The sequence below is a fragment of the Micromonospora sp. NPDC047187 genome (assembly GCF_040643355.1).
In the GTDB taxonomy this organism is placed as follows: Bacteria; Actinomycetota; Actinomycetes; order Mycobacteriales; family Micromonosporaceae; genus Micromonospora; species Micromonospora salmantinae.
Genome location: NZ_JBEYUF010000019.1, coordinates 69,479 through 89,181 on the forward strand (window position 1 = coordinate 69,479; position 19,703 = coordinate 89,181).

Here is a 19,703-nt window from a genome sequence, read left to right on the forward strand (position 1 = left end):
CCTCGCCAGCGTAGTCGGCCCGGCGCGCAACGGCCGCTCGCTCGCCCCGGCGGGGGCCCACGGGGTGGATCAATCCGATCGACGCCGGCCGGTACGGTGGCTTGGTGCTGACACGGGGAGTGCTGCTCGGCGACCGGTACCGGCTGGGCGAGCGGGTGGCGACGGGTGGGATGGGCGCGGTCTGGCGCGGCACTGACGTGCTGCTGGAACGCGAGGTCGCCGTGAAGGTGCTGCTGCCGTCGCTGGTCGCCGATCCGGAGTTCACCGCCCGCTTCCGGGCCGAGGCGCGGATGCTGGCCGCGCTGCGGCACCCCGGCGTGGTGCCGGTGCACGACGTGGGGCAGGCCACGCTCGACGACGGCAGCCAGGTCGACTACCTGGTGATGGAGTACGTCGACGGCGAACCGTTGTCCGCCCGGGTGCGCGCGGTCACGCGGCTGGATCCGGCCACCACCATGTCGGTGCTGGCCCAGGCCGCCGACGCGCTGCACACCGCCCACCTCGCCGGCATCGTGCACCGGGACGTGAAGCCGGGCAACCTGCTGGTCAAGGACGACGGCACTGTGGTGCTCGTCGACTTCGGCATCGCCCGGTCCCGCACCATGGCCGGGCTCACCGCCGCGAACATGGTGCTCGGCACCGCCTCGTACATGTCTCCCGAGCAGGCCACCGGGCAGCCGGTCTCGGCCGCCACCGACATCTACGCGCTCGGCGCGGTGGCGTACTTCTGCCTTGCCGGGCAGCCGCCCTTCCACGGTGACAACCCCCTCGCGGTGGCGCTGCGGCACGCCCAGGAGGACCCGGCGGCGCTACCGGCGGACACCCCACCGGCGGTTGCCGCAGTGGTGAGCCGCGCGCTGGCCAAGCGTCCGGAGGACCGGTTCGGCAGCGCCGCCGAGTTGGCCGCTGCCGCCGCCGACGCCCGCGACGCGACTCTGGCGAGCATTCCGGTCTCGGCCCGCCCACCGTGGGCGCTGGCCGTACCCACTCCGGGCCTCGCGGCCCCCGCAGTTCCCCCCACGCCGCCGGCCGGCTTGGCTGCCGCGCCGGTGTCGGCTGGGCCCGCCGCGCCGCGCCCGCCGGCGAGCGTCGCGCCCGAACCGACGACCGAGCCGAAGCCGACCCGGGAGGACGCGCTCGGAAGCGGGCCGTCGAGCCGACGCCGTGCACTGCTTGTCGGGGCCGGCGCGGTCGTCCTCGTCGCGGTGGCCGTGGTGGCCGTGATCGCGCTGCGACCCGGAGCCGACCCGGATGCAGCGGACCGTCCACCCGCGCTGGCCGGCGAGTCGGCGGCGGCCGCCGACGCTCCGCTGCCGCCCGGAGACGCGACCACCACCGGGCCGCGGCCCAGCGCGACGCCGGGCGCCAGCCGCACCGCGACGGCCGACCCGGCCGGGTCCCCCACCGACGCGACGACCAGCGGCGATCCCGCCCGCACCGGGGCACCGGGCGGCACGCCGACCGGTACGGCCAGCAGCCGACCGACGCCCACCCGCACCCCGTCGAGCCGGCCCAACCCGTACACGGCGGCACAGGCGTGCGGCAGCGGCTACCAGGTGATCGACTCGGCGACGCTGACCGGCGGGGACGGGCAGCGCAAGGGCCGGGTCTTCCTGCTGTACCACGCGGGCACCGGCACCAACTGCGTGGTGACCCTGAAGGACACCGCGGTCGGCGCGAAGTCGGCCGCCTCGGCGTACCTGGAGGTGCAGGGGCGGGCACGCAGCACCGACAGCGGGTCCTTTGACTACTACGCCGGGCCGGTCCGGGCCAGCGCCGCCGGGACGTGCGTCAAGTGGGGCGGCTCCACCGGTGGGGTCAGTTACGGCAGCGGGTTCGAACACTGCGACTGAACGACGGGCCGGCAGGCACCGCCACCCCGGGCGGCCTTAAGGTACGGATAGGTTTTGTGCAGATATGGCCTCGGCTAACGGTCCGCCGTTCCGGCTGGTCGCGACTCCGCGCTTTGCAGTTTCCCCAGTTCAGGGGCCATTTCTGCAAGCCCTGGCGCGTCAACTCACGCCTCCCTAGCTGCCGGGCCTCCGGCGCACCTCCGGATGCTCGCCGGACTTCCGCCCCGGCAGTCGCCGTACGGGGTAGAGGTACCAGCCGGCCTAGCGCTCCGCGACGAACGTCCCGCGACCGGTGAACGTGACGACCAGTCCGCGCTCGCGCAGCAGCCGCACCGCCGCTCGGACCGTCCCGCGAGCCACGCCGTATTCCTGCTGGAGCGTCGATTCACTCGGGAGCGGCTGGCGCGGCTTCAACTTCCCGCTCTCGATCTGCTTGGCGAGGGCATCCGCGAGCTGAACGTAAAACGGCACCGGGGACATCTCGTCAACCATGATCGGCAGCCTATGGACGGCCCATACGGGTTGAGCGTTGGGTACGGGCTGCCTGAGCTAGACGGACTATACAGGATGTACAGGTTGGTCTACGGTCGGTTGCAGAAAGGCGACGGATTGTAGGAGGCCAGGTGCGAAGAGTCCGATTTGACGATTACCTGCTGTCAGTGGCGATGACCCTCGCCCGCCGTCACCGCCCGGCGTGGAGCTGGGTTCGTTGGCGCTACGTCTGCCGCTGCGGCGCGCAGCTTCCCTGCCGATCCCGCCACCGCATCCCGATCAACCGGGGGCACTGGCCGGGTGAGGGCCGATGACGCAACACGGGCCGGTCCTGCCCCTCTGGCTGTGTGAGACGTGCGAGCTGCCGTGGCCCTGCGTCGTCCGCCGCGAGGAGCTGTTGGGTGAGTACGCCGACGCCTCATTCACGCTCGCGGTCTACATGGGCACGCTCCTGCTGTCCGCTGAGCGGGACATGAGCTGGGCTCCGCCGAGCACCCTCCGCCTCCGCTTCTTGGGGTGGGTGCCGTGACCACACTCAACATCGGGGACCTGCTGCTGATTGGGCCGGCGTGCTCGCCACAGTTCACCGGGACCCGGGCGCTGCGGCTCCGGCTGGTGTCCGTCGGAGAGGTCGACCCGTACAACGGCTGGATGTGGTTGGCGGGCTACGTCCTCGATCCGAAGGGCAACGCCACCGACAAGCGGGAGGTCTACGTCCAGCGCGCCGGCATCGGGGTTGCAGATAGGGCTCCCGCTCCAACGCTCGCGGGCCGGAGGCTGCCCACCCAGCCTCGCCCCAGGCCCACCCGCGCCTGAGCCGCCTAGGGCCACGAGAGACACCGCAGCCCTCGCCCGGTCGACCCCGAGCGGGACTGGTGTGCGGACCGGGCTAGCTGGCCTCTGCGATCCGGCGGAGAGCGGCAGAGACGGTGAGAATCTTTTTAGCTCCCACCCGGCTGGCCTTGTCGACTTCTCCTCGGAGTTGATCTTTTCGGGACCGACCATCGACCAACTTGATGTCAACGGGAACCGTTTCATCAAGGTTTCTGGAACAAGACTCGGGATCCAGCGTGTCACTAGCCGGGACGGTCCTGCTCGTTCCTACGATCGGACGCGCCGGCTGTGGGTTGGGTCGCCCACGGGGAAGGGCCGCGCACACCAGTCACGGGAGAGCTGTGGACATCAACGCCAAGCGGAAGCTCCGGACCGCCTTCATGAACTGGCTGTTCGAGACCACCGGCGGCAGCGAGTGGGACGACCAAGATGCATCGGAATTTCGTGTGCCTGACGGTTGGACAGGTGAGCCGCCAACTGAGCAGGACGTTGAGGATGCGGTGCGCTACCTGGAGGGCGAACATCTGGTCAAGGCCCACTGGACCTTTGACGGCCCAATGGCGATCCAGCTTACGCACGCGGGGATCCGGGAGATGGAGCAGCTGCTTTCGGAGCCGAACGAGCGCACCGAGCACTTCGTGCCGTTGGTCAACATCACCAACATCCACGGCTCGGTGATCGGCTCGCAGATCCAGCAGGGCAGTCCAGGCGCGACGCAGACCGGGCATATCGAGGTCAACCAGCGGGACAACGTGGAGGCTTTTATCACCGCCGCGCGGAAGGTCCTGGGGAGCGACAGCCTAGACGCCGACGCACGGGCGCGGGCGGAGGCGGATCTCGCAATCATGAGCCGCGAGCTGGAAAGCGCGACTCCTCGGTGGCCGATCCTCCACGCGTTTGGCACATCCGTCCGCGACGCTCTGGCCACGGCGGCCGGCACCGCTGCTGCCGCTGGCGTTCTAAGCCTTCCCTGGCCGTAGGTCGACGAGGCTTGCCGGGAGGGGTCACATGGACACGTCGGAAGCCATCACCCTGCTGATCGCGGTCGTGGGCGCAGGAACCGCCATCGTGGCGGCGCTCTTCGCCGGATCTCAGGCAGTCGCAGCAACCCACCAGGCTCGGTACGCCCAAGAGCAACTGAACCTCGCCGAGCAGGTCCGCAAGGACCAGGCCCAACCGTACGTCTTTGCTGACCTCCGCCCGGACGAGCAAGAGCCGGTGAAGGTCATGTTGGTCATCCAAAACACGGGCTCGACGGTAGCCAAGAACGTCCGAGTGAAGTTCGATCCGCCCCTGTCCTCCGTAGCAATGCCCGAGTTCGCCGACGAGATGGAGGTGCTCAACAGCCCCATCGCAACAATCCCGCCCGGCCGAGCGCTCAAGTGGTTCTTTGACATCAGCTTCCAACTCTTTGGAGCGCCGGACGCTCCTCGCCGCTACAACGTCACGATCAACGCCGATGGCCCTTTCGGTCCGGTAGAGGAGTTGGTCTACGACATCGACCTCAACGACATCGGGCGGAGCGACGCGGCTGCTCCCTTGGGCAAAAAGATTGCGGATGAACTTGAGAAGGCACGGAAGGCTCTGGAGGGGATTGCCAAAGGCAATCGCAGCGCTCCGAATCTGCCTCACTGGATAACGCACCCGCCTTCGCCACGGCCAGAGCCGCCGACGGAAGGCGATGCGGAGCCGCCTCAGGGGTGACATGCGCTGCACCCCCGACCATCTGGGATCGAGGGTACGAGCGGCTAGCCAATGTTAGGTGCGGACGTTGCGTCGGCGAACGTCAGAACCAGCTTCTGCCCGGGCGGGCCAACGTCGTACGTGGTCACCACCTTCGCGCTGACCAGCGTGACGTTCAGTTGGCCTCTCCTCGGGTCAGGTGAAGAGTTCATCGCGCGAATGTCGGGAGCGTGAGTCGGAGGGGTGCAGGGACGGCTGGTCTGCAATCGGTACACGCCGGGGTATTGGCTCCCGGAAACGACCCTCTGGCCTGCAACGGACGCAGGACGGGCTTTCGAGCTTCGAGAGGGCTGGGGCGACGTGCCCAGACACAAGGCGCGCGAACTAAGGTACGGGCATGTCCGTAGACGGGTGGAACACGGTCCTGGTGCTCGGCGGTATCCGGTCCGGCAAGTCCGAGTTCGCCGAGTCCCTGGTCACCGACGCGCCGGTGGTCCGCTACGTCGCCACCGCGCCCGAGGGCGACCCGGAGGACACCGAGTGGGCGACCCGGCTGGCGGCGCACCGCGCCCGACGGCCGGGCAGCTGGACCACCGAGGAGACCACCGAGGACCCGCGCCGGCTGGCCGACGTGCTCGAGTCCGCCGAGCCCAACGAGATGCTGCTCGTCGACGACCTGGGCGGCTGGGTGACGGTGCTGCTCGACCCGGACCACCAGCCCGCCGACGACGTGGCGACCATCACCGAGCTGGCCGAGGCGATCCGCGGGTGTGCCGCCCGGGTGGTGCTGGTGAGCCCCGAGGTGGGGCTGTCGCTGGTGCCGACCACCCCGCTGGGCCGGGCGTTCACCGACGCGTTGGGCGCGGCCAACCGCGCGGTCGCCGACGCCTGCGACGCGGTCGTACTGGTCGTCGCCGGCCAGCCGGTCTGGCTCAAGCCGGCCACCACCGCGACCGAACCGTCCGTTCCCGCCACCGCGACCGCGCCGACGGCTGCCGCCACCGCACCGGTCGTGGCGAGCCTGGCCGACAGCGAGCCCACCCCCGAGGTGCAGCTGCCCGACGTGCTGACTCCCACGCCGCCGGCCGCCCCGACCGGGGAGCCGGGCAACCCGTGGGCCGCGCCGACAATGGCGCTGCCGATGGTGTCCACCGGGCTGGTCATCCAGCCCGGCATGGAGCTGCCGATGCCCGACGAGTACGCCGGCCCGCAGGCGGTCGACCGGCTGGCCACGCTGGACGTACCGGGTGCCGGGCTGGGCGTGCTGGACCGGGTGGTGGGCTTCGCCGCCGCCACCCAGGGCACCTCGACCCCCGCCGCCTGGGGCTCGGTTCGGGTGCTGCTGCTGCACGGCGACCACGCCGGCGGGGCGGCGGCCGGCACCGTCGCCGGTGACTCGGCGCGCCGCGCCGCACAGGCCCGCGCCGGCCAGGGCGCGTTGGCGCGGCTGGCCGCCGAGAGCGGCGCGAGTCTCCAGGTGGTGGACACTCCGGCCTCCGCGCCGATCGAAGACCAGCCGGCCCTCGCGCCGGAACAGGTGGAGTCCGCGCTGCGCTACGGCTGGCGGTTGGCCGAGCAGGCCGCCGACGCCGGCGTACAACTGCTGGTGCTCGGCGCGTGCGGCGCCGGCACCGAGGCGGCGGCCGCGGCGGTGCTCGCGGCGACAGCGGGCGCGGAGCCGCCCGCCGTGCTGGGCCGGGTGATCACCGACTCCGGCGAGATCGACGACGCGGCGTGGATGATCCGCTGCGCGGCGGTACGCGATGCGCTGCACCGCACCCGACGCTCGTCGCGCGGCGCCAAGGACATCCTGGCCGAACTGGGCGGTGGCGACGTGGCGGTGGCCACCGGTGTGCTGCTCGGCGCGACCGCCCGCCGGGTGCCGGTGCTGCTCGACGGGCCGGTCGGGTTGGCCGCCGGCATGGTGAGCCGTGACCTGGCCGGGCAGGCCCGGCACTGGTGCCTGCTGGCCGACCACGGCGGGCACCCCGCCGTGCGGCTCGCCGCCGACGTACTGGGCCTCACCCCGCTGCTCGACCTGCGGATGGATCTCGGCGAGGGCGCGAACGCGCTGGTCGCGCTGCCGCTGCTGCGCTCGGTGCTGGCGCTGTCCGCCGCGCTGCCGGTGCACCCGTCGCTGGCCGGCACCGACGACACCGACCCGGCCGCCGACGAGCCGGAGTCCACCGACCCGAGCTACGCCGACCCGGCTCTCACCGAGCCCGACTCGACCGAGCCCGACTTCGCCGAGCCGGAGCCGGCCGGGCCGGGCCCGGCCAGCACGGGGGCGGACGAGCAGCCGGCGTCTGGCTGGCGTGCCGGCTGAGCCACGGCTGCTCGCGGGAGCCCGGCTGGCGGTCACCACGTTCACCACGCTGCCGGTGCGGGCCGGGCGCATCGACCGCCCGGTCGCCGGCACGGCGATGGCCCTCGCCCCGGTGGTCGGCGCGCTGCTCGGCGCCCTGCTGGCCGGTGTGCTGCTGCTGGCCGGGGCGCTCGCCCCACCGCTGGTGGCGGCCGGTGTGACAGTCGGCGTCGCCGCGCTGCTCACCAGGGGGCTGCACCTGGACGGGCTGGCCGACACCGTGGACGCGCTCGGCTCGTACCGCCGGGGCGCTGCCGCCCTGGAGATCATGAAGAAGCCGGACGTCGGCCCGTTCGGGGTGGTCGCCCTGGTGGTCGTACTCCTGGTGCAGGCCGCGGCGCTCGCCGACCTCGCCGGTCGGTCCTGGCCGGCATGCGTCGCGGCGGTGGTCGCGGCGACCGCGGCCGGGCGACTCGGTGTCACTGTGGCCTGCCGGCGGGGAGTGCCGGCGGCCCGGCCCGACGGGCTGGGCGCGCTGGTCGCCGGCACGGTCGGCCCGGTCGCGGTGGCCGCCGGCGCGATCGCCGTCGTGCTGCTTGCGGTGCCCGCGGTGCCGGGCCGTCCGTGGCAGGGGCCGCTGGCCGTCGTCGCCGCGATCGCCGTCGCGCTACCGCTGCTCAACCACGTGGTACGCCGCCTCGGCGGGATCACCGGCGACGTCCTCGGCGCGACCGTCGAGGTGGTCACCACGCTGGTCTACCTGGGTCTGGTGCTGTCCGGCTGAACCGGGCCCGGCGGGCCGGGTAGCGTTCGGCTCGACAACACCGGCGCGGCCACCGGGGGATCCCACAATGCTCATCACGGACGACTTCCTGCCCGTACCGGTGCCGGAGTCGCTCAGCGCGACCTACCTGGTGCCGATGGCGGGGCTACCGAAGGTCAGTGCGAAGACAGCGGTGACGGCCCTGACCGGCCGACTGGCCGAGCCGGTGCACGGGCTGGCCCGGCAGATGCTCGACAGCCCGCTGATGAGCGTCGACACCCGGCCGATCGCCGAGTTCCCCGAGCTGCCACCGGACCTGCTCACCGCGTTCGGTGCCACCAAGGAGCAGCTGGACCGGCTGGCGGCGGCGACGCACCTGGTGGTCGTACAGGCCGAGTACCGGCCCGGTTGGCCACCCGCGCACGAGTGGACCGCCCGGGCGGTCGCCGCCGCCGTGGCGGAATCCGTCGACAGCGACGTGGTGGACGTCTTCGGCCTCCAGTTCCTCGACCCGGCGACCGCGCTGCGCTCCCTCCCCGACGAGCAGGGCCGCATCCGGCTTGTCGACTGGGTGCTGGTGCCGTACTCCTCGGACACCGAGGGCCTGTGGTTCACCACCAAGGGCCTGCGCCGCTTCGGTCTGCTGGAGTTGCAGACCCAGGGGGTGCCCGACCACCTCACCCGCGCCTGGGGTGCGGTGATGACCGGGGCGGCCCGCCGACTGCTGCGGGACTGGACCGACGGGCTCACCGGCGAGGAGGTGCCGGCGTTCGTGCAACTGCCGGTGCTGGCCACGGTCACCGGGCACGACATCGCGGTGGCGTACGGCAACCCGGAGCAGCACGGCGCCACCGCCCCGGTGCTGCTCCGCCTCGAACTGGACCCGGCGACCGACCCGGAGGCCGACTCGTTCCTCAGCCTGCGCCCGCCGGCCGGGCACCCCGGCCCGGACGGGCGTTACTACGCCGCCGCCTGCGCGACCCTGTTCTCCGGGATCCAGCCGGACGTGCGCTACGCCCGCTCGGGTGACGCGATGAGCCGTGCGGTCGCCACCGCCCGGGCCGCGCTGGATGACGCGCGGGCCCGGTTCGTCGCCGGCCTTCTCCCCACCGAGTCGCAACTGGTGGTCAAGTACGGCCTGCCCGGAGACGACGGCCCGGAGTACGTCTGGGCGGGCGTCACCTCGTGGGAGGCCCCGGAACGCATCGTCGGCGTGAGCGCCAGCGACGCGAACACCGACCAGAGCGTGCGCATCGGCGCCCCGGTGGTCGTGGAGGCGTCCGACGTGGTCGACTGGGCCGTCCTGGACGCCACAGGCGTCATAGAGGGCGGCTGGACCCAAGCAGTCCTGGACTCAGGCGAACCCCCAACCCCCTCCCGCTAACCCCCCACCCCCGCCCCCGTCCCCGGGCCGCCCACCCGCGTTGATCATGAAGTTATTGCCATCGCCGTCGGCGTGTCGTGGCAATAACTTCATGATCAACCAGGTCTGGGGACTGAGGCCGGAGGCCGGTGGGTGGGTGGGGTGGGGTTACTTCACTGAGGGGGTTACGAAGGGGGGTTTGGTCAGCTTCAGGGGGGCTCGGCGGCCTCGGATGTCGATCTCGACCTCGTCGCCGTCGGTCAGGTTGGCGTCGGTGTTCAGCAGGGCCAGTGCGATGCCCTGTTTGCGGGTTGGCGAGAAGGTGCCGCTGGTCACCTCACCCACCTGGGTGTCGCCTACGTGCAGGGTCATGCCGGGCCGCGGGATGGCCCGGTCGACGGCCACCAGGCCGCGCAGCGTACGCCGGGGGCCGGCGGCCTTCTCGGCGAGCAGCGCGTCGCGGCCCCAGAATGCCGGCTTGTCCCAGCCGACCGCCCAGCCGGAGCGGGCCTGCACCGGGCTGATGTCCAGGGAGAGGTCCTGCCCGTGCAGCGGGTAACCCATCTCGGTCCGCAGCGTGTCCCGGGCGGCCAGCCCGCAGGCGCGCAGGTGGAACGCCGCGCCGGCGGCGAAGAGCGCGTCCCAGACGGCGACCGCGTGCTCCGCCGGCACCACCAGCTCGTAGCCCAGCTCACCCGTGTAGCCGGTACGGCAGACGGTCAGCTCCACCCCGGCCAGGCTCGCGGCGGAGAAGCTCATGTAGCCGTGTTCGGTGGGCAGGTCCAGGGCGGCCAGTAGCTCCGCCGAGCGGGGGCCCTGCACGGCCAGCACCGCGTACGCCTCGTGCTCGTCGGTGACGGTCACCTGCGCGGGAGCGGCGGCGCGCAACCGGCGCACCACCTCGGCGGTGTTCGCCGCGTTCGGGATGAGGAAGACGTGGTCGTCGGCGTAGAGGTAGGCGATGATGTCGTCCACCACGCCGCCGGTGGCGTCGTCGCAGCAGAGCGTGTACTGCGCCCGGCCCGGGCCGATCCGGCCGAGGTCGTTGCTGAGGCAGGAGTTGACGAAGTCGGCCGCACCGGGGCCGCTCACCCGGGCCTTGCCCAGGTGTGACACGTCGAAGACCCCGACCGCCGTACGCACCGCGGTGTGTTCCTTGAGCACTCCGCCGCCGGCGTACTCCATGGGCATCTCCCAGCCCCCGAAGGGGGCGAACTTGGCTCCGGCGGCGGTGTGCCGCTCGTGCAGCGGGGAACGGCGCAGCCGGGTCGCGGCGGCGTCGGAGGTCACGTCGGTCATGGGTGGCAACTTACCGGGGGCAACGTCGCTGGTTAGCATCGGCGGGAGCCCGCTGGCGCTGTCGGCGGGACAGCCATGACGTCCGGCGGGTAGGTTCCGCCGGAGACCTTCACCGCTGGTACGCGACGCCCGCGACCGGCCCGGCCCGCCCGGAGTAGCTTCAGTGACTTCACCCCGCACCACCAACCTGAGCCTGGTCGACACCGACCCGGCCGAGCTCGCCGTCGACGCGATCGTGATCGGCGTGCACAGCCAGACCGGAGAGCAGGGCGCCACCAGCGGCCTCGCCGGCACCCTGCTGCTCGCCAGCGGCGCGGAGAGCATCGCGGCCGCGTTCGACGGCAAGCTGACCGAGACCCTCGCGCTGCTCGGCGCGACCGGCGGGCCGGGTGAGGTCATCAAGCTGGCCACGCTGGGCACCGTGACCGCCCCGCTGGTCACCGCGGTCGGGCTCGGCCCGGAGCCGTCGGGTGCCGCACCGGCCCCGGAGACGCTGCGTCGGGCCGCCGGTGCGGCGATCCGGGCCCTGGCGGGCGCACCCACTGTCGCGCTGGCGCTGCCGCTGCCGGACGACGCGGACGCGTCGGCCGAGCTGCGCGCGGTCGCCGAGGGGGCGCTGCTGGGTGGGTACCGGTTCGCCGGTTACAAGACCCGGCCGCAGCCGACCCGGCGCGAGCCGGTGGCCGAGGTGCTCATCGCGGTGCCGGACGCCGGCGACGCGGGCGCCCAGGCGGAGGTCGCCCGGGCGCAGGCGGTGGCGGGCGCGGTACGGCTCAGCCGGGACTGGGTGAACACCGCGCCGAACGAGCTGCGTCCGCCGTCGTTCGCCGACGCGGTCGCCAGCGCGGCGCGCGAGGCGGGCCTCGGCGTCGAGGTGCTCGACGAGGCGGCGCTGGCCGCCGGCGGGTACGGCGGCATCGTCGCGGTGGGGCAGGGCTCGGAGGCCCCGCCGCGGCTGGTGAAGCTGACCTACACCCCGCAGGACGGCGGCAACGGCAAGCGGGTCGCACTGGTCGGCAAGGGCATCACCTTCGACACCGGCGGCATCTCGATCAAGCCGGCGCAGGGCATGTGGGAGATGAAGTCCGACATGGCGGGCGCCGCCGCGGTGGGCGCGGCCATGCTGGCGATCGCCGCGCTGAAGCCGACGGTGGCGGTCAGCGCGTACCTGCCGATGGCGGAGAACATGCCGTCGGGCACCAGCTACCGGCCGGGTGACGTGATCACCATGTTCAACGGCAAGCGGGTCGAGGTGCTCAACACCGACGCCGAGGGCCGGATGATCCTGGGCGACGCCATCGCCCGCGCCTGCGCGGACGGCACCGACTACCTGTTCGAGACCTCCACGCTGACCGGCGGCCAGGTCATCGCGCTGGGCAAGCGGATGGCCGGCGTGATGGGCACCCCGCAGCTGTGCGACCGGGTGAAGGTGGCCGGCGACGCCGTCGGCGAGCCGGCCTGGCCGATGCCGCTGCCCGACGACGTCCGTAAGGGCATGGAGTCGGATGTGGCGGACATCTCCCAGGTCAACGCCGGGATGGACCGGGCCGGCCACATGCTGCAGGGCGGTGTGTTCCTGCGCGAGTTCGTGACCGACGACGTGGCCTGGGCGCACATCGACATCGCCGGGCCGGGCTACCACTCGGGCGAGCCGATCGGCTACTGGACCAAGGGCGGCACTGGGGTTCCGGTCCGCACGCTGGTGCAGCTCGTCGAGGATGTCGCCACCAACGGCTGACGGGACATCCGAAAGGGGCCCCTGCTCAAGGGGGCCCCTTTCGCGTGGCTCAGTGCCGCTCGGGTCGCGTGGCTCAGTGCCGCTCGGGGCGACGTTTGCGGCGCTCGTTGAAGTCGCGCATCCGCTGCGGGTAGCCCATCAGCCGGACGTCGTACACCGGGATGCCCATCCGGTACGCGAAGCGCCGGGCTCCGTCCGGGCCGTCGATGCGCCGGCGGGTCCACTCCCCGTCGTCGGCGATCAGGATGACAGTGGTCTCCGTCACCGTCGTACGGGGTTCGATGTACGCCTCGACGCCGCGCCGACTCCGGATGAAGTTCTCCAAATGCTCCAGATCGCCGCGACTGGCGGCACGGTCATGGCTCGGCACAGCCGCCTGTTTGCGGCGCCGGAACAAGCCCACCGGATCTCTCCCCCACGTTGCGTCATCGACGACGGTGCCAAGGGTACGTGTCGATGACGTGTCGTTGGGCACCTCGGTACGCACCCTGTGCCCAGTGGTGACAAGATGACCGAGGTGGGGTGTGTCCGTGTTACACCTCTGTGACCCCCGATGCAGCGACGCGACCTGGGAGTTGGACGTGAGCGAGCCGAACGAAGCGACCTTCGACATTGTCATTCTCGGAGGTGGCAGCGGCGGCTACGCGACCGCGCTGCGCGCCGTCCAGCTGGGCCTGAAGGTCGCGCTGGTCGAGAAGGGCAAACTCGGCGGCACCTGCCTGCACAACGGTTGCATCCCGACGAAGGCCCTGCTGCACGCCGCCGAGATCGCCGACCAGGCCCGCGAGTCGGAGCAGTTCGGCGTGAAGGCCGAGCTGATCGGCATCGACATGGCCGGGGTCAACGCGTACAAGGACGGTGTGATCTCCCGCCTGTACAAGGGCCTGCAGGGCCTGGTGAGCGGTTCGAAGAACATCACCTTCGTGGCCGGCGCCGGCAAGCTGGTCGGCAAGAACGTGGTCGAGGTGGACGGCAAGCGTTACACCGGCCGCAACATCGTCCTGGCCTCCGGCTCGTACGCGAAGAGCCTGCCCGGCCTGGAGGTCGACGGCGAGCGGATCATCACCAGCGACCACGCCCTCACGATGGACCGGGTGCCGTCGTCGGTGATCGTGCTCGGTGGCGGCGTGATCGGCGTCGAGTTCGCCAGCGTGTGGAAGTCCTTCGGTGTGGACGTGACGATCGTCGAGGCGCTGCCCCGGCTGGTCGCCGCCGAGGACGAGGAGTCGTCCAAGGCGCTGGAGCGGGCGTTCCGCAAGCGGAAGATCAACTTCAAGGTCGGCAAGCCGTTCGAGAAGGTCGAGAAGACCGACAGCGGCGTCAAGCTGACCATCTCCGGCGGCGAGACGGTCGAGGCGGAGCTGTTGCTGGTCGCCGTCGGTCGCGGCCCGAACACCGCCAACCTCGGGTACGAGGAGCAGGGCGTCAAGATGGACCGTGGCTACGTGCTGACCGACGAGCGGCTGCGCACCAGCGTGCCGAACGTCTACGCGGTCGGTGACATCGTGCCCGGCCTCCAGCTCGCGCACCGCGGCTTCCAGCAGGGCATCTTCGTGGCCGAGGAGATCGCCGGGCAGACCCCCGCCGTGATCGACGAGGTCGGCATCCCGCGCGTCACCTACTGCGACCCGGAGCTGGCGTCGGTGGGTCTCACCGAAGCCAAGGCCAAGGAGCAGTACGGCGCCGACAAGGTCAAGACGTACAACTACAACCTGGGTGGCAACGGCAAGAGCCAGATCCTCAAGACCACCGGCTTCGTGAAGCTGGTCCGGGTCGAGGACGGCCCGGTGGTCGGCGTGCACATGATCGGCGCCCGGGTGGGTGAGCTGATCGGTGAGGCGCAGCTCATCTACAACTGGGAGGCCTACCCGGCGGAGGTCGCCCAGCTCGTGCACGCCCACCCGACCCAGAACGAGGCCCTGGGCGAGGCGCACCTGGCCCTCGCCGGCAAGCCGCTGCACGCGCACGCCTGATCATCCAAAACCGCGGCGTCCGGCGACGGGCGAAGATCCCACCAGGGGAATGAAGGAGTCTCAGAAAATGCCGGTATCGGTCACCATGCCCCGGCTCGGCGAGAGCGTCACCGAGGGCACCGTCACTCGCTGGCTCAAGCAGGAGGGCGACACGGTCGAGGTCGACGAGCCCCTGCTCGAGGTCTCCACCGACAAGGTCGACACCGAGATCCCGTCACCCGCCGCCGGCGTGCTGAGCCGGATCGTGGTCGGCGAGGACGAGACCGCCGAGGTCGGCAGCGAGCTGGCCGTCATCGCCGGTGAGGGCGAGTCGACCGGCGGTGGCGAGGCCGCCCCGCAGGAGCAGGCCCCGGCGGAGTCGGTCGAGCCGGCCGCCGAGCCGACGGCCGCCGCCGAGGGCACCGCCGACGAGGTGGCCCAGGACGAGGCCCCGGCCGAGGCGCCCGCTCCGGCCGCCGCCTCGTCGGGCGAGGGCACCGCGGTGAAGATGCCCGCCCTGGGCGAGAGCGTCACCGAGGGTACTGTCACCCGCTGGCTGAAGCAGGTCGGCGAGACCATCGAGGTCGACGAGCCGCTGCTGGAGGTCTCCACCGACAAGGTGGACACCGAGATCCCGTCGCCGGTCGCCGGCACGGTGCTGGAGATCAAGGTCGCCGAGGACGAGACGGCCGCAGTCGGCGCCGACCTGGCGATCATCGGCGTCGCCGGCGGGGCCTCCGCCCCGGCGCAGCCCGAGCCGAAGCCCGAGCCGAAGGCGGAGGCCAAGCCGGCGCCGAAGGCCGAGCCGAAGCCGGAGCCGAAGGTCGAGGAGCCGACCCCCGGCATGTCGTACAACGAGCCCGCCGCGGAGACCGAGAGCTCGGCGCAGCCGGCGAAGACCGAGCAGGCCGCGCAGCCGGCCTCGTCGACCTCGACGCCGCCGCGCCCGTCCGCCCCGGCACCGGGTGCCGGCGAGGAGGCCGCCGGGTACGTGACCCCGCTGGTGCGCAAGCTGGCCAGTGAGCACGGCGTCGACCTGGCCGCGCTCAACGGCACCGGCGTGGGTGGTCGGATCCGCAAGCAGGACGTGCTGGAGGCCGCCGAGAAGGCGAAGGCCGCCAAGGCCGCTCCGGCTCCGGCGGCCGCTCCCGCCGCCGCCGCGCCCCAGGCCAAGCCGGCCGCGAAGCCGCAGCCGAGCGGCAAGCGGGGCACCACCGAGAAGCTTCCCCGGATCCGCAAGGCCATCGCCAAGCGGTTGCACGAGTCGCTGCACGAGATGGCGCAGCTCACCACGGTGGTCGAGGTGGACGTCACCCGGATCGCCAAGCTGCGGGCGCAGGCGAAGGACTCGTTCGTGCAGCGGCACGGCGTGAAGCTGTCCTTCCTGCCGTTCTTCGCGCTCGCCGCCATCGAGGCGCTGCAGACGCACCCGATCGTCCAGGCGAGCATGGACCTGGAAGGTGGCACGATCACCTACCCGGCGGCCGAGCACCTCGGCATCGCCGTGGACACCGAGCGGGGTCTGCTGACGCCGGTCATCCACAACGCCGGCGACCTCAACCTGGGCGGCATCGCCAAGCGGGTCGCCGACCTGGCCGAGCGGACCCGGACCAACAAGATCAGCCCGGACGAGCTGGCCGGGGCGACCTTCACGCTGACCAACACGGGCAGCCGGGGCGCGCTCTTCGACACCCCGATCGTGCCGTCGCCCCAGTCGGCGATGCTCGGCACCGGTGCCGTGGTCAAGCGGCCGGTCGTGGTCAACGACCCGGAGCTGGGCGAGGTCGTCGCGATCCGGTCGATGGTCTACCTGGCCATGTCCTACGACCACCGGCTGATCGACGGCGCCGACGCCGCTCGCTTCCTGACCACTGTCAAGGAGCGGCTGGAGGCCGGCAACTTCGAGTCGGAGCTGGGCCTGGCCTGATCCACCCGCAACGCCGAAAGGGCACCCCGGTCGTCGACCGGGGTGCCCTTTCGGCTGCGGTCCTCAGCTCTTGAGCAGCGCGGTCGAGACCTTCCAGAGCTGCTCGGCGGCCTCCGGGTCCAGCGCGTAGTCGGCGACACCCGACCGCCCGCCGGGCTGGGCGGGGGCGGCCTCCTGACAGTCCTCGAAGTAACGCCCGCCCACGCCGTCGAGCAGCGGCGAGGCCGCGACCAGCACGGAGGTGGCGGCACCCTGTTCGACGGACTTCCAGGCCGCCGCGTTGCCGGCGCGCAGCCGGTCCAGTTCCTCCTGGCTCACGTATCGCTGGAGGTTGGTCCGGATCGCGCCGGGCATCAGCGAGTTGGCCGTGATGCCGTCGTCGGCCCAGCGCCGGGACGCCTCCACGGCGAACAGCACGTTCGCCGTCTTCGACTGCCCGTACGCCTGCCACGGCTCGTACTCCCGCTTGTCGTACTGAATGTCCTCGAAGACCACCGGTGAGCGCAGGTGGGCGGCGGAGCTGACCGAGACGATCCTGGCCCCGTCGCCGGCGGCGAGTGCCGGGCGCAGCCCGGTGGCGAGCGCGAAGTGCCCCAGGTGGTTGGTGGCGAACTGCATCTCCCAGCCCTGCGGGGTGCGGGACAGGGGTGCGGCCATGATGCCGGCGTTGTTGACCAGGATGTGCAGCGGGCCGTCCCAGTTGGCCACGAAGTCGGCGACCGAACCCTGGTCGGCGAGGTCGAGCGGGGCGACCAGGACGCGGTCGTTGCCGGTGGTGCCGGTGATGTCGTTGGCGGCCTGCTGACCCGCGTCGGGGTTGCGGACGGCCACTGTGACCTCCGCGCCGGCGCTGGCCAGGGCGCGGGCGGTCTCGACGCCGATCCCGGAGGACCCGCCGGTGACGATCGCCCGCCGCCCGACGAGGTCCACGCCCCGGATCACGTCCATGGCGGTGGAGTGATGGGCGAACGAAGTGGTGATCGGGTTGTTGGTCGTCATTGTCCATCCTTGTCCGGGGTGGGCGGACCGACCGACCCGCTGCGAGGGGCCGTGGGCCCGGTGTTTCCCCGACCGGGGCCGGAGGTAACGCCGGACCCGTCGCCATCGCCGTTCGGGCCTCCGACCAGCCCGGACGCTGCCAGAGTGGGATCGTGGGCGGCTACCGGCGGGGTGGACAGCTGGGTCCGGCCGTCCCGATCGCCCCGGGCGCCCGGGTGGACAAGTTCGAGGTCTTCTTCGACCTGGTCTTCGTCTTCTCGTTCTTCATCATCACCCGGGCCACCGCCGCGAACATCTCCAGCCGGCAACTGCTGCACGCCGGCCTGGTGCTCGCGGTGCTCTGGTGGATCTGGGTGGTGCACAGCCTGGTCGCCACCCGGGTCCGGCTCGGCGAGGGCTACGTCCCGGTGCTCATGGTGATCGCGATGGTCGCCCTGTTCGCGTTCGCGCTGGCACTGCCACAGGCGTTCAACGACCCGAAGGGAAGCGCCGCCGGCCCGATGCTGGTGGCGATCAGTTACGTCGTGGCCCGCGGCATCCACTGGATCCTGTATCAGCACGTGGTGCGGGACAGCCCGCAGGAGCGGCGGCAACTGCGGCGGTTCGCGCCGGAGCTGGCGGTGAGCATCGTGCTGCTGTTGGCCGCCGCGCTCATCCCGCCGCAGATCAGCGACCCCGACCGGGCCGCCCTGGTCCGCGACGGGCTGTGGATCACCGTGGTGGTGGTGCAGTACGCCACCGGCTTCATCGTCGGGACCTGGGGCTGGGGGGTGACCAGCGCCGAGCACTGGACGGAGCGCTACGACCTCATCCTGATCATCGCGCTGGGCGAGTCGATCATCTCCACGGGCGTCGGCGGCAACCTGCTCGGCAAGCCGGTCACCTGGCCGGCGGTGGCCGCCGCCGCGCTCGGCATCGTGGTCACCGCCGCCCTCTGGTGGGCGCACTTCGACTTCATCGGGCCGGCCGCCCGGATCGCCCTGCACGCGGCGGAGGGCGCTCCCCGGGTGGCGATGGCTCGCGACGCGTACGCGTATCTCTACCTGCCGATGATCGCCGGGGTGATCCTCTTCTCGATCGGCAACGAGGAGGTCCTGCACAAGATCACCGACCCGTCCGGCGGGATCGCCGAGAAGGTCGAGGGACCGGCGGTGCCGATGCTCTTCGGCGGGTTGATCTGCTACTTCGCCGTCAACCTGCTCTTCCAGTTACGCACCCTGCACACCGTCACGTGGACCCGCGTCGGCGTCATCCTGGCGCTCACGGCGGCCCTCCCGATCGGCCAGCACCTGCCGGCGCTGGGCGCGCTCACTCTCGCGACGGTGATCTGCGTGGCGCTGGTGGCCGTGGAGGTGATGGTGATGGCGCAATCCCGGCACGCCCTGCGGGCCGCCGTCTTCCAGGAGCGGACCACCCATGAGGCCCACGAGGCCGCCTGGCGGGCCCGCTGGCACGACGTCCGGGAGACCGACGAGCCGACCACTCCGTGACCGCGGCGTTCCCGGGTTGAGGGCGTGACCGGTCGGCCCTAGACTTCGGCGCAGCGTCGCAGTGCACCCGGCCCGAAGGCCGCCGTGGGCATGGAGGCGCGGGGGACAGCATGGGACGAACGTGCACCCAACCGGTTCACCGGCCGGCCGGCTCGCCGCCGTCGGCAATCAGATGATCGAGATCCACCTCTGGCTCAGCGCGGAGCTGGCCCGGCTGCAGGCAAGCCTCGACGCCCCGTCCCGGGACCTGCGGGCGCACTGCCTCACCTTCTGCGCCGCGCTCGGCCGACACCACACCGGCGAGGACGCGGGCGCGTTCCGGTTGCTGGCCGAGGAGGCCCCCGAGCTGCGCCCGGTCATCGACAACCTGATCACCGATCACGAGGTGGTGGCGGGAATCCTGGAACGGGTCGAGGCACTGCTGGGCGGCGACGCGGCGGTGCCGGTCGCCCAGGTGCGCGCCGAGCTGGGCGGGTTGGCCGCCCTGCTGGAGTCGCACTTCCGCTACGAGGAGAAGCGGCTGGTCACCGCCCTGAACGCGCTCACCGGTCGAACCGGAACGACCGAGGAACTGCTCGGCCTGACCGCGCCCGGTCCCCCTTAGCCTGCCTCCGACCCCGGTGCGGTGCCGGGTAGTCGCTCGTAGAAGCGGATCTTCTCCCGCAGGTGGTCGTACTGGCGCTGGAGCAGGCGCATCTGCTCCTCGACCTGCGCCGCGTGGTGGCACAGCAACTCGTGCCGCTCGTCGGTGGTGTGCTCGCCGTCGCGAGCCAGTTGCGTGTAGCGGCGCATCTGCGCGATCGGCATCCCGGTGTCGCGCAGGCAGCGGAACAGCACCAGCCAGCCGAGGTCGTCGTCGGTGAAGACCCGCTGCCCGCCCGCCGTGCGCTCCACGTCCGCGAGCAGGCCGATCTTCTCGTAGTACCGCAGAGTGTCCAGGCTGAAGCCGCTGCGGCGGGCGGCCTCCGAGGGGGCGTAACCGCTCATGTCGCGAGATGGTAGTGC

At 71.9% G+C, this 19,703-nt stretch carries 18 protein-coding genes; 13 read left to right on the forward strand and 5 right to left on the reverse strand.

Going from position 1 to position 19,703, the window contains the following annotated elements; genetic code table 11:
• The first annotated feature begins 104 nt into the window (after nucleotides 1-104).
• A complete protein-coding gene (locus tag ABZ794_RS25180) occupies nucleotides 105-1,853 on the forward strand; it encodes a protein kinase (protein ID WP_357517839.1) in 1,749 nt (582 codons plus the stop codon).
• Between the two features lie 261 nt (nucleotides 1,854-2,114).
• On the opposite strand, the gene ABZ794_RS25185 is transcribed toward ABZ794_RS25180, so the two are convergent.
• Nucleotides 2,115-2,345 carry a GntR family transcriptional regulator gene (locus ABZ794_RS25185; RefSeq protein ID WP_279518097.1) on the reverse strand — a complete coding sequence of 77 codons (231 nt, stop codon included), beginning with the start codon at nucleotides 2,343-2,345 and terminating at the stop codon, nucleotides 2,115-2,117.
• Between the two features lie 310 nt (nucleotides 2,346-2,655).
• On the opposite strand from ABZ794_RS25185, the gene ABZ794_RS25190 reads away from it, so the two are divergent.
• From ABZ794_RS25190 to ABZ794_RS25220, 7 genes are all read left to right on the forward strand, one after another.
• Nucleotides 2,656-2,874, forward strand: a complete 219-nt coding sequence (locus tag ABZ794_RS25190) for a hypothetical protein (RefSeq protein WP_357517841.1) — start codon at nucleotides 2,656-2,658, stop codon at nucleotides 2,872-2,874.
• A complete protein-coding gene (locus ABZ794_RS25195; protein WP_357517842.1) occupies nucleotides 2,871-3,161 on the forward strand; it encodes a hypothetical protein in 291 nt (96 codons plus the stop codon). The genes ABZ794_RS25190 and ABZ794_RS25195 overlap by 4 nt, the downstream gene beginning before the upstream one ends.
• 359 nt (nucleotides 3,162-3,520) lie before the next feature.
• Complete coding sequence (locus ABZ794_RS25200; protein WP_357517844.1) at nucleotides 3,521-4,159, forward strand: hypothetical protein; 639 nt, start codon at nucleotides 3,521-3,523, stop codon at nucleotides 4,157-4,159.
• A 28-nt stretch (nucleotides 4,160-4,187) separates the two neighbouring features.
• Entirely contained in the window at nucleotides 4,188-4,883 is a 696-nt protein-coding gene (locus ABZ794_RS25205; RefSeq protein ID WP_357517846.1) for a hypothetical protein, read from the forward strand.
• Between the two features lie 376 nt (nucleotides 4,884-5,259).
• Nucleotides 5,260-7,188 carry a bifunctional adenosylcobinamide kinase/adenosylcobinamide-phosphate guanylyltransferase gene (locus tag ABZ794_RS25210; protein ID WP_357517848.1) on the forward strand — a complete coding sequence of 643 codons (1,929 nt, stop codon included), beginning with the start codon at nucleotides 5,260-5,262 and terminating at the stop codon, nucleotides 7,186-7,188.
• Entirely contained in the window at nucleotides 7,178-7,951 is a 774-nt protein-coding gene (locus ABZ794_RS25215; RefSeq protein WP_357517850.1) for an adenosylcobinamide-GDP ribazoletransferase, read from the forward strand. Before ABZ794_RS25210 ends, ABZ794_RS25215 begins: the two co-directional genes overlap by 11 nt.
• A gap of 67 nt (nucleotides 7,952-8,018) precedes the next feature.
• Nucleotides 8,019-9,314: a DUF2314 domain-containing protein gene (locus ABZ794_RS25220; protein ID WP_357517851.1), complete on the forward strand. Its 1,296-nt coding sequence runs from the start codon at nucleotides 8,019-8,021 to the stop codon at nucleotides 9,312-9,314.
• Between the two features lie 147 nt (nucleotides 9,315-9,461).
• Here the strand turns inward: ABZ794_RS25220 and gcvT are convergent, their stop codons facing one another.
• Nucleotides 9,462-10,592 (reverse strand): glycine cleavage system aminomethyltransferase GcvT, encoded by a 1,131-nt coding sequence (gcvT, locus tag ABZ794_RS25225; RefSeq protein ID WP_357517853.1) that lies wholly within the window; start codon nucleotides 10,590-10,592, stop codon nucleotides 9,462-9,464.
• 163 nt (nucleotides 10,593-10,755) lie between these two features.
• Between gcvT and ABZ794_RS25230 the strand changes: the two genes are divergently transcribed.
• A complete protein-coding gene (locus ABZ794_RS25230) occupies nucleotides 10,756-12,330 on the forward strand; it encodes a leucyl aminopeptidase (RefSeq protein ID WP_357517855.1) in 1,575 nt (524 codons plus the stop codon).
• A 73-nt stretch (nucleotides 12,331-12,403) separates the two neighbouring features.
• Here the strand turns inward: ABZ794_RS25230 and ABZ794_RS25235 are convergent, their stop codons facing one another.
• Nucleotides 12,404-12,733 carry a hypothetical protein gene (locus tag ABZ794_RS25235; protein WP_210787508.1) on the reverse strand — a complete coding sequence of 110 codons (330 nt, stop codon included), beginning with the start codon at nucleotides 12,731-12,733 and terminating at the stop codon, nucleotides 12,404-12,406.
• A 178-nt stretch (nucleotides 12,734-12,911) separates the two neighbouring features.
• Between ABZ794_RS25235 and lpdA the strand changes: the two genes are divergently transcribed.
• Together lpdA and sucB are read left to right on the forward strand one after the other, a co-directional pair.
• Nucleotides 12,912-14,303 (forward strand): dihydrolipoyl dehydrogenase, encoded by a 1,392-nt coding sequence (lpdA, locus tag ABZ794_RS25240; protein ID WP_210787507.1) that lies wholly within the window; start codon nucleotides 12,912-12,914, stop codon nucleotides 14,301-14,303.
• A gap of 67 nt (nucleotides 14,304-14,370) precedes the next feature.
• The gene (gene sucB, locus ABZ794_RS25245; RefSeq protein ID WP_357517858.1) at nucleotides 14,371-16,209 is read left to right on the forward strand and encodes a 2-oxoglutarate dehydrogenase, E2 component, dihydrolipoamide succinyltransferase; all 1,839 of its coding nucleotides are present in this window, start codon (nucleotides 14,371-14,373) and stop codon (nucleotides 16,207-16,209) included.
• A gap of 63 nt (nucleotides 16,210-16,272) precedes the next feature.
• Here the strand turns inward: sucB and ABZ794_RS25250 are convergent, their stop codons facing one another.
• A complete protein-coding gene (locus ABZ794_RS25250) occupies nucleotides 16,273-17,208 on the reverse strand; it encodes an SDR family NAD(P)-dependent oxidoreductase (protein WP_238690590.1) in 936 nt (311 codons plus the stop codon).
• Nucleotides 17,209-17,360: 152 nt separating this feature from the next.
• Here ABZ794_RS25250 and ABZ794_RS25255 point away from each other — a divergent pair, with 152 nt between their 5' ends.
• Together ABZ794_RS25255 and ABZ794_RS25260 are read left to right on the forward strand one after the other, a co-directional pair.
• Nucleotides 17,361-18,698, forward strand: a complete 1,338-nt coding sequence (locus ABZ794_RS25255) for a low temperature requirement protein A (RefSeq protein ID WP_210787465.1) — start codon at nucleotides 17,361-17,363, stop codon at nucleotides 18,696-18,698.
• A 121-nt stretch (nucleotides 18,699-18,819) separates the two neighbouring features.
• The gene (locus ABZ794_RS25260) at nucleotides 18,820-19,302 is read left to right on the forward strand and encodes a hemerythrin domain-containing protein (protein ID WP_357517860.1); all 483 of its coding nucleotides are present in this window, start codon (nucleotides 18,820-18,822) and stop codon (nucleotides 19,300-19,302) included.
• Here ABZ794_RS25260 and ABZ794_RS25265 read toward each other — a convergent pair.
• Nucleotides 19,299-19,685, reverse strand: coding sequence for a MerR family transcriptional regulator (locus ABZ794_RS25265; protein WP_357517862.1), 387 nt, complete (start codon nucleotides 19,683-19,685; stop codon nucleotides 19,299-19,301). The genes ABZ794_RS25260 and ABZ794_RS25265 overlap by 4 nt on opposite strands.
• Nucleotides 19,686-19,703: the final 18 nt, after the last annotated feature.

Excerpts from the sequence above, each read along its gene's own strand:
- gcvT (WP_357517853.1), bottom strand. The coding sequence starts at position 10,592 with ATGACCGACGTGACCTCCGACGCCGCCGCGACCCGGCTGCGCCGTTCC.
- sucB (WP_357517858.1), top strand. The coding sequence starts at position 14,371 with ATGCCGGTATCGGTCACCATGCCCCGGCTCGGCGAGAGCGTCACCGAG.
- ABZ794_RS25250 (WP_238690590.1), bottom strand. The coding sequence starts at position 17,208 with ATGACGACCAACAACCCGATCACCACTTCGTTCGCCCATCACTCCACC.
- ABZ794_RS25185 (WP_279518097.1), bottom strand. The coding sequence starts at position 2,345 with ATGGTTGACGAGATGTCCCCGGTGCCGTTTTACGTTCAGCTCGCGGAT.
- ABZ794_RS25205 (WP_357517846.1), top strand. The coding sequence starts at position 4,188 with ATGGACACGTCGGAAGCCATCACCCTGCTGATCGCGGTCGTGGGCGCA.
- ABZ794_RS25265 (WP_357517862.1), bottom strand. The coding sequence starts at position 19,685 with ATGAGCGGTTACGCCCCCTCGGAGGCCGCCCGCCGCAGCGGCTTCAGC.
- ABZ794_RS25210 (WP_357517848.1), top strand. The coding sequence starts at position 5,260 with ATGTCCGTAGACGGGTGGAACACGGTCCTGGTGCTCGGCGGTATCCGG.
- ABZ794_RS25220 (WP_357517851.1), top strand. The coding sequence starts at position 8,019 with ATGCTCATCACGGACGACTTCCTGCCCGTACCGGTGCCGGAGTCGCTC.
- ABZ794_RS25190 (WP_357517841.1), top strand. The coding sequence starts at position 2,656 with ATGACGCAACACGGGCCGGTCCTGCCCCTCTGGCTGTGTGAGACGTGC.